We start from the raw sequence: 13,270 nt of genomic DNA on the forward strand, positions 1-13,270 counted from the left end.
TCACCGGCCAGCGCGGGGTCAGACGGACGCGCGCTCCGGCTCGTCCGAGGACGGCGCCGCCCCGGACCGGTCCCCCGCCTTCTTCGCCCGCTTGGCCGCGCGCTTCTCCGCCCGGCGCTCCTTGCGGAGTTCCAGCATCGCGTACAGCGTCGGCACCAGCAGCAGGGTGAGCAGCGTCGAGGTGACCAGGCCGCCGATCACCACCACGGCCAGCGGCTGGGCGATGAAGCCGCCCTCACCGGTGATGCCGAGGGCCATCGGCAGCAGGGCGAAGATGGTCGCCAGGGCCGTCATGAGGATGGGCCGCAGACGGTGCCGGCCGCCCTCGACCACGGCCTCGACGATGCCGTGACCCTGCTTGCGGTACTGGTTGATGAGGTCGATCAGCACGATCGCGTTCGTGACCACGATGCCGATCAGCATCAGCATGCCGATCATCGCCGGGACGCCCATCGGGGTGCCGGTCGCCACCAGCAGGCCGATCGCGCCGGTGGCGGCGAACGGGATGGACACGAGCAGGATCAGCGGCTGGGCCAGGGACCGGAAGGTGCCGACCAGCAGCAGGAAGACGATCGCGATGGCCGCGAGCATCGCCAGGCCCAGGTTGGCGAACGCCTCGTCCTGGTCCTCGGAGACACCGCCGATCGACGCGGTGGCGCCGTCCGGGAGCTTCAGCGCGTTGATCTCCGACTGGAGTTCGGTGCTGACGGCGCCGGTGTTGTCGCCGGTCGGCTTGGCGGTGATGGTGGCGGCGCGCTGGCCGTCGATGCGGGTCATGGAGACCGGCCCGTCGACCACCTTCACCGTCGCGATGTCGCCCAGCCTCACCGCGCCCAGGCGCAGGCCCTGGAGCTCCTTCAGGGTCCGCGCGGGCTTCGCCGAGCGGATGACGACGTCGCGCTCGGTGTCGTCCAGGACCGCCTTGGCGGCGGTGGTGCCGCGGACGGCCTGGGCGACGGCGGCACCGAGGGTCTGGTCGTCGAAACCGGCCGCGGCCGCCTTGTCGTTGGCCCTGACCGAGATGCGCGGGACGCTGGTGGCCAGGTCGCTGGTGACGTCCGTGACGTCGTCGAGGGCGGCGACCGTCTCGCGGACCTGCTCGGACGCCGTGCGCAGGACGCCGGCGTCGGCGGCCTTCACCACGACGCTCAGGTCCTGGGCGCCGAAGCCGTCCCCGGCGGTGATGGTGGTGGTGCCGATGCCCTTCAGCCCGGCCAGGCCCTTCTCGATGCGGTCCTGGACGTCCTCGTAGGACGCCGAGTCCTCCAGCATCACCTGGTACGAGGCCTGGTTGGTGTCGGTGCCGCCTCCGAAGGCCGCCATGAAGCCGGACGAGCCGATCGTGACCTGGTAGTCCTTGACCCCGTCGGTGCCGGCGAGCAGCTTCTCGACCTTCTTGGCCTGGGCGTCGGTCGTGGCCAGGCTGGTGCCGGGCTTCAGCTCCTGCTTGACGGTGAGGACCTCCTGCTCGCCCTGGTCGAAGAAGTTGGTCTTCAGCAGCGGCGCCATGCCGAAGGTGCCGACCAGGACGACGACCGCGATGGCCACGCTGGTCAGGCGGCGGCGGGTGGCGAAGCGCAGGACCGGGACGTAGATCCGCTGCAGGCGGCTCCTGGCCTCCTTCTCCTCGGCGATCCGGCGTGCCTCGTCCGCGTCCTCCGGGGTGCCCTTGGGGGGCCGCAGGAACCAGTAGGACAGCACCGGTACGACCGTCAGGGAGACCAGCAGGGACGCCAGCAGCGCGGCCGTGACGGTGAGGCTGAACGAGCCGAACAGCTCGCCCACCATGCCGCCGACCAGGCCGATCGGCAGGAACACGGCGACCGTGGTGAGTGTGGAGGACGTCACCGCGCCCGCGACCTCGCGCACCGCGGTGAGGATGGCCGACTGGCGCTCCTCGCCGTAGCCGAGGTGGCGCTTGATGTTCTCCAGGACCACGATCGAGTCGTCGACGACCCGGCCGATGGCGATGGTCAGCGCGCCCAGGGTGAGGACGTTCAGCGACAGGTCGCGGGTCCACAGCACGATCAGGGCGAGGACCACGGACAGCGGGATGGACACCGCCGTGACGAGGGTGGAGCGGACCGAGGCCAGGAAGACCAGGATCACCAGGACCGCGAAGAGCAGACCCAGCGCGCCTTCGGTGGTCAGGCCCTTGATGGACTTGGACACGGCCGGGCCCTGGTCGCTGACGACCGTGAGGGTCGCCCCGGAGCCGAGGTCCTTGCGCAGGTCGGGGAGCTTGTCCTGGACGGCGTCGGAGATGGCGACCGCGCTGCCGTCGCGGTCCATCGTGACGGCGACGGCGAGGCTGGGCCTGCCGTCGGTGCGGGTGAGGGAGTCGGCCGGGGCCTCCTGCTGCTTCACCGCGGCGACGTCGCCGAGCCGCACCGGCTCGCCCTTGCCGGGCTCGCCCGTGACCCGCAGGTCCTGGATCTGCTGCAGGGAGGTGAAGCCGCCGCCGACCTGGACGGTGCGGTTGGCGCCGCCCTCGTCGAAGGAGCCGGCCGGGACGGTCGCGCCGCCCGCCTGGAGCGCCTGGGCGAGGGACTGCGAGGTCAGGCCGGCCTTGGCCAGCTTCGCGTCGTCGGGCGTGACGGTGACCTGGAGGTCGCGCACGCCGTCGACGGTGACCTGGCCGACGCCGTCGATGCCCTTCAGCTCCGGCACGACGGTCCGGTCGAGCTGGTCGGCCAGGGCCTGCTGGTCGCGGTCGGAGGTGACGGCGAGGACCACGGTCGGGATGTCGTCCGTGGAGCCGGCGACGACCTGCGGGTCGACGTCGTCCGGGAGCTGCACGCGGGCCCGGTTGACGGCCTGCTGGACGTCGGCGACCAGCTGCTCGGTGTCGTTGCCGTAGTCGAAGGACGCCATGATCACGGCGTTGCCCTCGCTGGCGGTGGAGGTGACGCCGCTGATGCCGTCGACGGCTTCGAGACTGTCCTCGATGGGTTCGACGACCTGCTTCTCGACCACGTCCGGGGACGCGCCCTGGTACGGCGCCAGCACGGACACCATGGGCAGTTCGATGGTGGGCAGCAGCTGCTGCTTGAGCTGGGGTATCGCGATCGCCCCGAAGACGAGCGCGATGATCGACATCAGCCCTATCAGGGCCCGTTGCGCGAGGCTGAATCTCGACAGCCAGGACATGGGTCAGGGTCTCTCTTCTGTTTAGCGGCAGAAGCGGCAGCGGGCGCGCAGATGAGCGCCCGCCCCTACACCCTGAGCCATGGCCGGGGCCCGTTCCGTAGGCCGCAGGTCCCGTTCCTTATGCGGTGCATACTCCCGGCGCAGTACGGCCGGCTCGCGTTCACTCCACCCTTGGACGGACCAGGCCCGACTCGTACGCGATGACCACCAGTTGGGCCCGGTCACGGGCGCCCAGCTTGGCCATGGCCCGGTTGACGTGTGTCTTCACCGTCAGCGGGCTGACCTCCAGCCGCTCGGCGATCTCGTCGTTGGAGTGGCCGCCGGCGACCTGGACGAGCACCTCGCGCTCCCGGACGGTCAGCGAGTCGAGCCGCTCGCCGCGGGCCGGGTCGCGGTTGTCGTCGGCCGGGTCGCCCTGGGCGAGGAAGCGGGCGATCAGGCCCGTGGTGGCCGCCGGGGAGAGCAGGGCCTGGCCGCCGGCCGCGATCCGGATGGCGTTCAGCAGTTCCTCCGGCTCGGAGCCCTTGCCGAGGAAGCCGGAGGCGCCGGCGCGCAGCGACTGCACGACGTAGTCGTCCACCTCGAACGTGGTCAGGATGACCACCCGGACATCGGCGAGGGCCGGGTCGGCGCTGATCATGCGGGTCGCGGCCAGACCGTCGGTGCCGGGCATGCGGATGTCCATCAGGACGACGTCGGCGCGCTGCTCCTTCGTCAGCCGTACCGCCTCCGCCCCGTCGGAGGCCTCGCCCACCACCTCCATGTCGGGCTCGGAGTCGACGAGCACCCGGAAGGCGCTGCGCAGCAGCGCCTGGTCGTCGGCGAGCAGGACACGGATGGTCATGCGGGGTCCTCCCCGGTGGATGTGCGGCTCTTGACGGGCAGGATGGCATGGACGCGGAAGCCGCCGCCGTAGCGGGGACCAGTGGTGAGGGTGCCGTTCAGGGCGGTGACGCGCTCGCGCATGCCGAGCAGTCCGTGCCCGCCGCCGCTGTGCGGGGCCTCGTCCGCGCCGCCGCCGTCGTCGAGGACGGTGATCTCGATGTTCGGCCCGACCCGTACCACGCTGACCTCCGCCTTGGCCTGCGTTCCGGCGTGCTTCTGCACGTTGGTGAGGGCTTCCTGGATGATCCGGTAGGCGGCCAGGTCGACGGCCGCGGGCAGGGTGGTGCCCTGGTCGGCGCGGGCGACCTCGACGTGCAGGCCCGCGTTGCGGAAGGTGCCGGTGAGTTCGTCGAGGCGGTCCAGGCCCGGGGCGGGCTCGGTGGGGGCCTCCGGGTCGCCGGACTGGCGGAGCAGGCCGACGGTGGCGCGCAGTTCGTTGAGGGCGGAGCGGCTGGCCTCGCGGACGTGCGCGAGGGCCTCCTTGGCCTGGTCGGGGCGCTTGTCCATGACGTGGGCGGCCACCCCGGCCTGGACGTTGACCAGGGCGATGTGGTGGGCGACGACGTCGTGCAGGTCGCGGGCGATGCGCAGGCGCTCCTCGGCGACCCGGCGGCGGGCCTCCTCCTCGCGGGTGCGTTCGGCGCGTTCGGCGCGTTCGCGGATGGCCTGGACGAAGGCGCGGCGGCTGCGGACGGCGTCACCGGCGGTGGCGCCGATGCCCGTCCAGGCGAAGATCGCCAGGTTCTCCTGGGCGTACCAGGGGAGGCTGCCGGCGACCATCGCGGTACCGGTCAGCACGGTCATGGTGAGCAGGCCGACCCGCCAGGTGGTGGGGCGGTCGGTGGTGGAGGCGACGGTGTACAGGGCGATGACCGCGGACATCGCGACGGGGGTGCGGGGGTCACCGGTGACGGACTCGACGACGGAGACGGCGCCGGTGAGGGCGAGGACGGTCAGCGGGGCGCGGCGGCGGAAGACCAGGGCGGCCCCGCCGAGGGCCATCAGCACGAGGCTGAGCAGGTCGGGGGTGCGCAGGGCCCAGCTGACGGTGTCGCGGTGGCGGGGCTCGACGAACGAGCCGGCGACCATGCAGACCAGGACGGCTGCGGCGAGGACGGCGTCCATGGCCAGGGGGTGCGCCTTGGCCCGGCACCGGGCCCGCGCGAGGGTGCTCACGGGTGTTCACGGTAGCCGGGGTGGGGGTGCGGGGGTACGGGGGCCGGGTGCGAGGTGCTCCGGGCGGTGGCCGGGGCCGGACGGGCCCGCGACCCGGCTGCGGCCGGCAGCCCGGCGGTGGCCCGCAGCCCGGCGGTGGCCCGCGACCCGGTCATCCAGGGATCAGGCCGTCGTCGCCGAGGAGCTCCCTGACTTCCTCCAGCGTCGCGTCCGGGGACGGCAGGATCAGTTCCGAGGGTTCCAGGGAGTCGTCGGGGAGGGGGTCGCCCAGGGCGCGGACCCTGGCCAGCAGGGCCTGGAGGGTGCGGCGGAAGCCGGGGCCGTCGCCGTTCTCCATTTCCGCCAGGAGCTCGTCGTCCAGCTCGTTCAGCTCGGCGAGGTGGCCGTCGGCCAGTCTCACCTGCCCCTCCCCCATGATCCGTACGATCATGTCGCCCTCCTAGGCGTGGGCCCCTACTGCTTGTCGAAGCGCGGGGTGTCCTGCGGCTGCTGCTGGGACTGCTGCTGGCTCGTGCCACCTTCGATGGCCTGCTGCCCGGCACTGGGGCCCCCGGCCAGCTCGGCCTTCATGCGCTGCAGTTCCAGCTCTACATCCGTACCACCGGAGAGCCGGTCCAGCTCGGCCTGGATGTCGTCCTTGTGCATGCCGGACGGGTCGTCCAGGGCGCCGGAGGCGAGCAGTTCGTCGATCGCGCCGGCGCGGGCCTGCAGCTGGGCCGTCTTGTCCTCGGCGCGCTGGATCGCCAGCCCGACGTCGCCCATCTCCTCGGAGATGCCGGAGAAGGCCTCGCCGATGCGGGTCTGCGCCTGGGCCGCCGTGTACGTCGCCTTGATCGTCTCCTTCTTCGTGCGGAAGGCGTCGACCTTGGCCTGGAGCCGCTGGGCCGCCAGGGTGAGCTTCTCCTCCTCGCCCTGGAGCGTCGCGTGCTGGGTCTCCAGGTCGGTCACCTGCTGCTGGAGCGCGGCGCGGCGGGAGAGCGCCTCGCGGGCCAGGTCCTCACGGCCCAGCGCGAGCGCCTTGCGGCCCTGGTCCTCCAGCTTGGTGGACTGCGACTGCAGCTGGTTCAGCTGGAGCTCCAGGCGCTTGCGGCTGGTCGCCACGTCGGCGACGCCGCGGCGCACCTTCTGGAGCAGCTCCAGCTGCTTCTGGTACGAGTAATCGAGGGTCTCGCGCGGGTCCTCGGCCCGGTCAAGGGCCTTGTTCGCCTTCGCGCGGAAGATCATCCCCATACGCTTCATGACACCGCTCATGGGCTTCGCGCGCCCCCTTCTGACCGACTCCGGCTCCAGCTCCTGCGACAGAACCCACAGTACGGGCCCTGCATCCATTACCGCACTGTTCGGGGACGGATGCGCTCATCCCCAAGGACGACTAGGTACGCTCCCGCTCCGGCCTAGGGAGTAGGTGGCCCCCGGGGTCACCGGGGTGTACGTCCCGGGGAAACGACCGGGTGCGTACGCAACGTCCCCTCTGTCCCCTTACAGACGACTGGTGTTGCCGGATCGTTCCCCACGGGGCTGGGGTCCATGCCCCGAACCCCTTACCCTTGGGTTTTGTGTTCCGTAGCCGTGCGAAGGATGAGAAGGCCCAGGCAGCCGACAAGGCGCCGGTGACCGACTCCAGTCAGCCCCGTCACCCCGAGGCCCCCAAGGGCCGCCCCACGCCCAAGCGCAGCCAGGCCCAGACCCAGCGCCGCAGCGTGGCCAACACGTCGATGACGCGCAAGGAGGCCGCCAAGCGCCAGCGCGAGGAGCGCCGTGCCGCGCTGGAGCGCCAGCGCCAGGCGCTGGCCAGCGGCGACGAGCGGTATCTGCCCGCGCGGGACAAGGGGCCGGTGCGCCGGTTCGCGCGCGACTTCGTCGACTCGCGGTTCAACATCGCGGAGTTCTTCCTGCCGATGGCCGTGGTCATCCTCGTGCTGAGCATGGTGCGGGTGGCGGCGCTGCAGAACATCGCGCTGCTGCTGTGGCTCGTGGTGATCGTGCTGATCGTGCTGGACTCGTTCGTCACGGGCTTCCGCCTGAAGAAGCAGCTGAACGAGCGCTTCGCGGGTGAGAACAAGCGCGGCGCGGTCGCCTACGCCCTGATGCGCTCGCTCCAGATGCGCCGGCTCCGGCTGCCGAAGCCGCAGGTCAAGCGCGGAGAGCGGCCCTGACCACGACGCCGTTCTCCGGGGGTGCGGCCAAGGCCTGGCTGGACAGGCTGGGCGGCCTGCGCGATGTCGTCCGGCAGGAGCTGGTGGCCCGCCAGCTGGACGAGCAGATAGTCGGGCGTTTCCCGGTCGGCCGGCGGCTGCGGGTGCTCGACGTCGGGATGGGCCAGGGCACGCAGGCGCTGCGGCTGGCCCGGGCCGGGCACGAGGTGACCGGTCTGGAGCAGGACCCGACGATGATCGCCGCGGCCCGGGAGTCGCTCGCCGGGGAACCGGAGGGCATCCGGGAGCGGATGCGGATCATCGAGGGCGACGGCCGGGACACCGGCGTGCACTTCCTGCCCGGCAGCTTCGACGTGGTGCTCTGCCACGGCGTGCTCATGTACGTGGAGGAGCCCGACCCGCTGCTGGCGGGCCTGGCCCGGATGCTGGCACCAGGCGGTCTGCTGTCGCTCCTCGTGCGCAACGGGGACGCGCTCGCGGTACGGCCGGGGCTGTCCGGCGACTGGGCCGGCGCGCTGGCCGCGTTCGACACGGTCTCCTACCGCAACCGGCTGGGGCTGGACGTACGGGCCGACCGGCTGAAGGACCTGACGGCGACGCTCGCGGGGATCGGGGCGCCGCTGCAGACCTGGTACGGGGTGCGGGTGTTCACCGACACGGCGGCGGACGGCGCCGAGGTCCCGGCCGACGTCGAGACGCTCCTCGCGGTGGAGGAGAAGGCCGGGCGCACGGACCCCTACCGCGGGGTGGCGGCCCTGCTGCACCTGTGCGGCGTACGGGGCTGACGCCCGGAGCGGACCGGACGCGGGCCGGGTGGGCGGGGGCCGCCGGCCCCCGCCCCGGGGCTCACGCCTCGGCCGCGTGCAGGCTCATCGGCCCGTAGATCTCCGTGGCGTCCTCGAACAGCCGCACCTGGTCGGCGCCGCCCTCCTTCAGTGCCTTCCAGTGCTCCCCGATCCAGGACTCGGCGTCCCCCTGGGTGGGGAACTCCTCCGGCGGCACCGCGGGCTCGACCTCCGTCCCGTCGGTCTTCTCGAACCGCCACGTCCATGCCGCCATGTACGCCTCCCATGTGTGAGCACACTGCACAGCGAAAAGCCGGATCACGGTCCGGCTCCTCACCCGAGCCTATGTGCTTTGCCCGGTTGGGCGTTACAGGCCCTGCGGGAGTGCGGGCCGTGGGCCGGCGCGGGTCGTGCGGGGCCGCTCGCGCGGTTCCCCGCGCCCCTGTCGGGGCGTCTTCATCACGCGTGTCCCATGCTCACGGGTGAGAATCGGGGCGTGGAACTGACTCTGCTCGGCACCGGTGCACCCGCGGGGCTCCCCCGCCCCGACTGTCCCTGCGCGGTCTGTGCGACCGCCCTCGGGCCGGACGCGCGGGCGGCCACCGCCCTGCTTCTCGACGGCGTGCTGCTGCTGGACCTGACGCCCGGGGCGGCGTTCGCCGCGGCGCGCGCGGGCCGTTCGCTGACCGGTGTACGGCAGGTGCTGCTGTCGCACCCGCACGACGGTCCCGCGGTGGAGGTGCCGGGCGGTCTGCCGCAGCCCGGGCGGGTGCCGGACGGGCGGGAGTTGACGCTGCTGACCGGGCACCGGGTGCGGGCGGTGGCGCTGGACGCGCCGGGCACCGGGTACGCGGTGACGGGGCCGGAGGGGCAGCGGCTGCTGTACCTGCCGCCGGGCGGGGCGCCCGCGGGCCTGGAGGAGCCGGCCGAGGCCTACGACATGGTGCTCCTGGACGTGGTGGGGCGGCCGGACGCGCTGGCGAAGCTGCGGGCGGTGGCGGCGGTGGGGCCGACGACCGACGTGGTCGCCGTGCACCTGGACCACGACGTGCCGCCGGGCCCCGAACTCGGGCGGCGGCTCGCGGCGGCCGGGGCGCGGGCCGTGCCGGACGGGGCGACGCTGGCGGTCGGGGCGTACGAGGACGTGCCGGACGTGCCGCGCCGGACGCTGGTGCTGGGCGGGGCGCGGTCGGGCAAGTCGGTGGAGGCCGAACGGCGCCTCGAGGCCTTCCCGGACGTGCTGTACGTGGCGACGGGCGGGTCGCGCGGCGGCGACACCGAGTGGTCGGCGCGGGTGTCCGCGCACCGGGAGCGGCGGCCCGGTTCGTGGCGGACGGCCGAGACCTGCGATCTGGTGCCGCTGCTGGCGGCCGAGGGGCCGCCGCTGCTCATCGACTGCCTGTCGCTGTGGCTGACGGACGCGATGGACGCGGCCGGGGCGTGGGACGACGCGGTGTGGGCGGAGCGGGGCGAGAAGGTGCTGCGGGAGCGGGTGCGGGAGCTGACGGAGGCGGTGCGGGCCACGCGGCGGACGGTGGTCGCCGTCTCGAACGAGGTGGGGTCGGGGATCGTGCCCGCGACGGCCTCCGGGCGGCGGTACCGGGACGAACTCGGGCGGCTGAACGCGGGGTTCGCGGACGAGTGCGAGCACGTGCTGCTGGTGGTGGCGGGGCAGGCCGTGGTGCTGAAGGGCTGACGGGCCGCCGGGCACGGGCACCCGTCTTCACGGCGCCTTCCGGGCGATCAGTCGGTACGCGTTCGCGAAGGGGGTGCGGCGGGCCGCCGGGGCGATGAGGCGGTCGGCCGTCGCTGCCAGGACCACCAGGGGCATGCCCGCGCGCAGCAGTGCCTCACGGGCGTGGCGGTGGACGGGGGGCGGGGGGATGGCGCGCCAGGGCGTGTCGGGGGCCGGCAGCGCGTGGGAGAGGGACAGGGCCAGGGCGCCGGAGAGGTCGTGCGGGACGTGGGTGGGGCGGTGGTCCACGGTGACGACGGCGCAGCCGGCCGCCTCCAGTTCGCCCCGCAGGTTCCGCGGGGGGATCAGGTGGAGGTGGCGCGGCTGGTCGTAGGCGAGCCACCAGCGGCCCAGGAGCGCGGCGAAGAGGCTGCGGGGGTTCAGGGTCTCGACCAGGAGGTGGCCGCCGGGGCGCAGGACGCTCAGGGCCGCCTGGAGTTCCGCCCGCGGATCCGGCGTGCCCTCCAGGTGGTGGAGCATGCTGACCACGTCGTAGCGGCCGCGCAGCGGCGCCGCGATCCGGGGGTCCGTCAGGCGGCCGACGTGGGCCTCCTCGACGCGGTCGGCCGAGCGGGCCCGCACCACGCGGGGGGTGGGGTCCAGGCCGTCGAACGCGGTGTAGGGGAAGAACTCCCGGGCGGCCGCCGGGAAGCGCGCGTGGCCCGTGCCCACGTCCAGCCAGCTCTCCGGTTCCCCGAAGCGCCGCATCGCACGGGCGGCCGAGCGGTGCCGGGCCCGGCTGCCGCGCAGGGCGAGGAGCCCGTCGCTCGCCGGGTCCCTGGGCGCCCCGCGCACGGTCCGGTGGTAGAGGGCGAGGCCCTCGGCGGTCAGGCGGGGGTTCTGGAAGGTGTGGCCGCAGTCCCGGCACTCGTCGACGGTGAAGCTGCCCGGCTTGTACTGCCGCAGGTCACCGGTGCGCAGCCGGTTGCGCAGCCGGGCGGAGCCGCACCAGGGGCAGTCCTCGCGGCGCGGTTCGTGCACCCGCGTGGTCGCTTGCGGGGTGGGGGCTGCGGAGGGGGCGGGACGGGCGGGCATGGGCGGCTCCCGGGCGCGAGGGCGTACGCGGGGACGTGCGGCGGGGCCGGTGGACGACCGGCACGACACGACAATCCGCTGCAAAACGGAACGTATGGGATGCGGATCCCGGGTGCAACGACGTCGTCCCGGCGGTGTGGTGATGTGGCGCCGTGCCGTTCGACCGGTGGCGGTACTGTTCGGCGAATGAGCTCGCTTAATCTCGACGATTTCACCGACCTGATCGAGCGTCCGGACGGCGGGATCCGCCGTGACGCCGAGGCGCGCCGGGAGCGACAGACCGTGCCGCCCGGATCGCTGGGCCGCCTGGACGACCTGGGTGAGTGGCTGGCGGCGGCGCAGTCGGCCGTGCCGGTGCGGCCGGTCGAGCGGCCGCGGGTGGTGCTCTTCGCCGGTGACCACGGCGTCGCGGAGCTCGGGGTCTCGGCCAGGCCCGCGGGCAGCGCCGCGGAGTCGGTGCGCGAGGTGCTGGAGGGCGGCCGGCCGGTGTCGGTGCTGGCGCGACGGCTGGGCGTGCCGGTGCGGGTCGTCGACATGGCCCTGGACTGCGACCCCGAGACCCTGCCCGGGGACGTCGTACGGCACCGGGTGCGGCGCGGCAGCGGGCGGATCGACGTCGAGGACGCGTTGACCCTGGAGGAGGCCGAGGCGGCGTTCCGGGCCGGGATCGCGGTGGCCGACGAGGAGGCCGACTCGGGTACGGACCTCGTCGTCCTCGGCGATGTGAGCGTGGGCGGGACGACGGTGGCGGGCGTGCTGGTCGCGGCGCTGTGCGGGGTCGACGCGTCGGTCGTGACCGGGCGCGGCGGGCTGGCCGTCGACGACCTGGCCTGGATGCGCAAGTGCGCGGCGATCCGGGACGCGCTGCGCCGGGCCCGGCCGGTGCTCGGCGACCAGCTGCAGCTGCTGGCGACGGTGGGCGGCGCCGATTTCGCGGCGATGACCGGCTTCCTGCTGCAGTGCGCGGTGCGCAAGCTGCCGGTGGTGCTCGACGGGGTCGTGACGGCCGCGTGCGCGCTGGTCGGGCAGCGGGTCGCGTTCCGCGCGCCGGACTGGTGGCTGGCCGCGCACGACAGCGGGGAGCCCGGGCAGGCCAAGGCCCTGGACCGGATGGCCCTGGAGCCGCTGCTCACCCACGGGGTGACGGTGGGCGAGGCCACCGGAGGCCTGCTGGCCCTGCCCCTGGTCCAGGCGGCCGCCGCCCTGGCGGCGGACCTGCCGGAGAAGCCCGGGGAGCCGGAGACACCGGAACACCCGGCGGAGCCCGGGGAACCGGCGACGGCCGAGAACCGGGTCGCGGCCGAGGGCTAGATGTATTGACCTGCAGCGTTGTTCACGCGGCTGATCGGTGGGTGACCGCCGAGTGCGGTGTGGCAGCGGTGGTGGTTGTAGGTGTGCAGGAAGTCTGCCAGAGCTGCGGTGCGTTCGGTGTTGCTGGTGTAGGGCCGCAGGTAGGCCCATGCGAAGGGACCGGAAGGGGAACCTCGCCGGCACGGAGCGCCTCGCGGCGGTCACGGCCGTAGTGGTGCTGTGCGCGGCCGGCGAGCCGCGTCAGCGGTGTTCCAGGGACCGGGCCGGCCGCGGGTCGGGCGCGCCGCCGATCCAGTCCTGGAAGGCCCGCCGGGGCCCCACCCAGCGGCGGTCGTGGTGGTAGGCCCGCAGCCCGGACTTGGCCCGGGCCCTGGGACGGTTGCGGTAGAACCGCTTGGCCCACGGAGAGGCCGGACGGGCCAGCCGTACGGCCGCGACCAGGGCCACCAGCGGGACGATCAGGCCCACGACCGCGAGGCGGAGCTTGCCCTTGAACAGGGCGACGAGGGCGAAGGCGAAGTTCACCAGGATGTTGGCGAGGGCGGCGGCGCGGTTCTCCTGCTGGTCCTCGGAGAGGTCGTCGACGCCCAGCGGCGAGAAGCCGAGCAGGAGCAGCCCGACGAGGGAGGCGGTGAGGACGACCATCTCCACGCTCTTGCGGCCCTCCGGGGTCCAGTAGACGTCCGCGAGGTGCAGGACCAGGGCGAACTCGTCGAGGACGAGGCCCGCGCCGATGCCGAAGAGCACCGCGGCCAGGCAGGAGCCGAAGCCGTGCCGACCGCCCGCGACCGCGCCGAAGCCGCCGATGATCGTGAGGATGACGCCGGGGACGACGTGGTGGACGTGGACGCCGCCGCTGCCGCTGATGTCACGGAAGGGACCCTTGCCCGCGCGGATGAGGCGGGTGATGACCCGGGTGATCACGAAGGTCAGCACGAAGGCGACGAGGGCGAGGAGCAGCGGCAGTTTGCCCGGTTCGATGATGTTCCGCTCCAGCCATCCCATGGGTGAACTTTATCCTCGGCCCCCGTACCGGC

General features: G+C 73.4%; 12 protein-coding genes and 1 pseudogene. 4 read left to right on the forward strand and 9 right to left on the reverse strand.

Going from position 1 to position 13,270, the window contains the following annotated elements:
• Positions 1-18: 18 nt before the first annotated feature.
• From AC07DA_RS10290 to AC07DA_RS10310, 5 genes are all read right to left on the reverse strand, one after another.
• Entirely contained in the window at positions 19-3,150 is a 3,132-nt protein-coding gene (locus tag AC07DA_RS10290) for an efflux RND transporter permease subunit (protein ID WP_479126417.1), read from the reverse strand.
• A gap of 160 nt (positions 3,151-3,310) precedes the next feature.
• Entirely contained in the window at positions 3,311-3,994 is a 684-nt protein-coding gene (locus AC07DA_RS10295; RefSeq protein ID WP_479126419.1) for a response regulator, read from the reverse strand.
• Positions 3,991-5,211, reverse strand: a complete 1,221-nt coding sequence (locus AC07DA_RS10300; protein WP_479126421.1) for a sensor histidine kinase — start codon at positions 5,209-5,211, stop codon at positions 3,991-3,993. Before AC07DA_RS10300 ends, AC07DA_RS10295 begins: the two co-directional genes overlap by 4 nt.
• A 151-nt stretch (positions 5,212-5,362) precedes the next feature.
• Positions 5,363-5,641, reverse strand: a complete 279-nt coding sequence (pspAA, locus tag AC07DA_RS10305) for a PspA-associated protein PspAA (RefSeq protein WP_479126423.1) — start codon at positions 5,639-5,641, stop codon at positions 5,363-5,365.
• 23 nt (positions 5,642-5,664) lie between these two features.
• Entirely contained in the window at positions 5,665-6,450 is a 786-nt protein-coding gene (locus tag AC07DA_RS10310; RefSeq protein ID WP_479126425.1) for a PspA/IM30 family protein, read from the reverse strand.
• A 371-nt stretch (positions 6,451-6,821) separates the two neighbouring features.
• Here AC07DA_RS10310 and AC07DA_RS10315 point away from each other — a divergent pair, with 371 nt between their 5' ends.
• Entirely contained in the window at positions 6,822-7,367 is a 546-nt protein-coding gene (locus tag AC07DA_RS10315; RefSeq protein WP_479126427.1) for a DUF3043 domain-containing protein, read from the forward strand.
• Between the two features lie 83 nt (positions 7,368-7,450).
• A complete protein-coding gene (locus AC07DA_RS10320; RefSeq protein ID WP_479126429.1) occupies positions 7,451-8,152 on the forward strand; it encodes a class I SAM-dependent methyltransferase in 702 nt (233 codons plus the stop codon).
• Between the two features lie 61 nt (positions 8,153-8,213).
• Here the strand turns inward: AC07DA_RS10320 and AC07DA_RS10325 are convergent, their stop codons facing one another.
• The gene (locus tag AC07DA_RS10325) at positions 8,214-8,426 is read right to left on the reverse strand and encodes a hypothetical protein (RefSeq protein ID WP_031115848.1); all 213 of its coding nucleotides are present in this window, start codon (positions 8,424-8,426) and stop codon (positions 8,214-8,216) included.
• 222 nt (positions 8,427-8,648) lie between these two features.
• Between AC07DA_RS10325 and AC07DA_RS10330 the strand changes: the two genes are divergently transcribed.
• Positions 8,649-9,848, forward strand: a complete 1,200-nt coding sequence (locus tag AC07DA_RS10330; protein ID WP_479126430.1) for a bifunctional adenosylcobinamide kinase/adenosylcobinamide-phosphate guanylyltransferase — start codon at positions 8,649-8,651, stop codon at positions 9,846-9,848.
• Between the two features lie 27 nt (positions 9,849-9,875).
• Here the strand turns inward: AC07DA_RS10330 and AC07DA_RS10335 are convergent, their stop codons facing one another.
• Complete coding sequence (locus AC07DA_RS10335; RefSeq protein ID WP_479126432.1) at positions 9,876-10,922, reverse strand: class I SAM-dependent methyltransferase; 1,047 nt, start codon at positions 10,920-10,922, stop codon at positions 9,876-9,878.
• 186 nt (positions 10,923-11,108) lie between these two features.
• Here AC07DA_RS10335 and cobT point away from each other — a divergent pair, with 186 nt between their 5' ends.
• On the forward strand, positions 11,109-12,233 hold the full coding sequence (gene cobT, locus AC07DA_RS10340; protein WP_479126434.1) for a nicotinate-nucleotide--dimethylbenzimidazole phosphoribosyltransferase: 1,125 nt from the start codon (positions 11,109-11,111) through the stop codon (positions 12,231-12,233).
• Here the strand turns inward: cobT and AC07DA_RS10345 are convergent.
• Both AC07DA_RS10345 and AC07DA_RS10350 read right to left on the reverse strand, forming a co-directional pair.
• Positions 12,230-12,382, reverse strand: a pseudogene (locus AC07DA_RS10345) (IS481 family transposase); the annotation flags it as partial. The gene cobT and the pseudogene AC07DA_RS10345 sit on opposite strands and share 4 nt — an antisense overlap.
• Positions 12,383-12,473: 91 nt before the next feature.
• On the reverse strand, positions 12,474-13,238 hold the full coding sequence (locus AC07DA_RS10350; RefSeq protein ID WP_479126436.1) for a hypothetical protein: 765 nt from the start codon (positions 13,236-13,238) through the stop codon (positions 12,474-12,476).
• Positions 13,239-13,270: the final 32 nt, after the last annotated feature.

The sequence above is a fragment of the Streptomyces sp. NPDC044921 genome, from assembly GCF_056432865.1.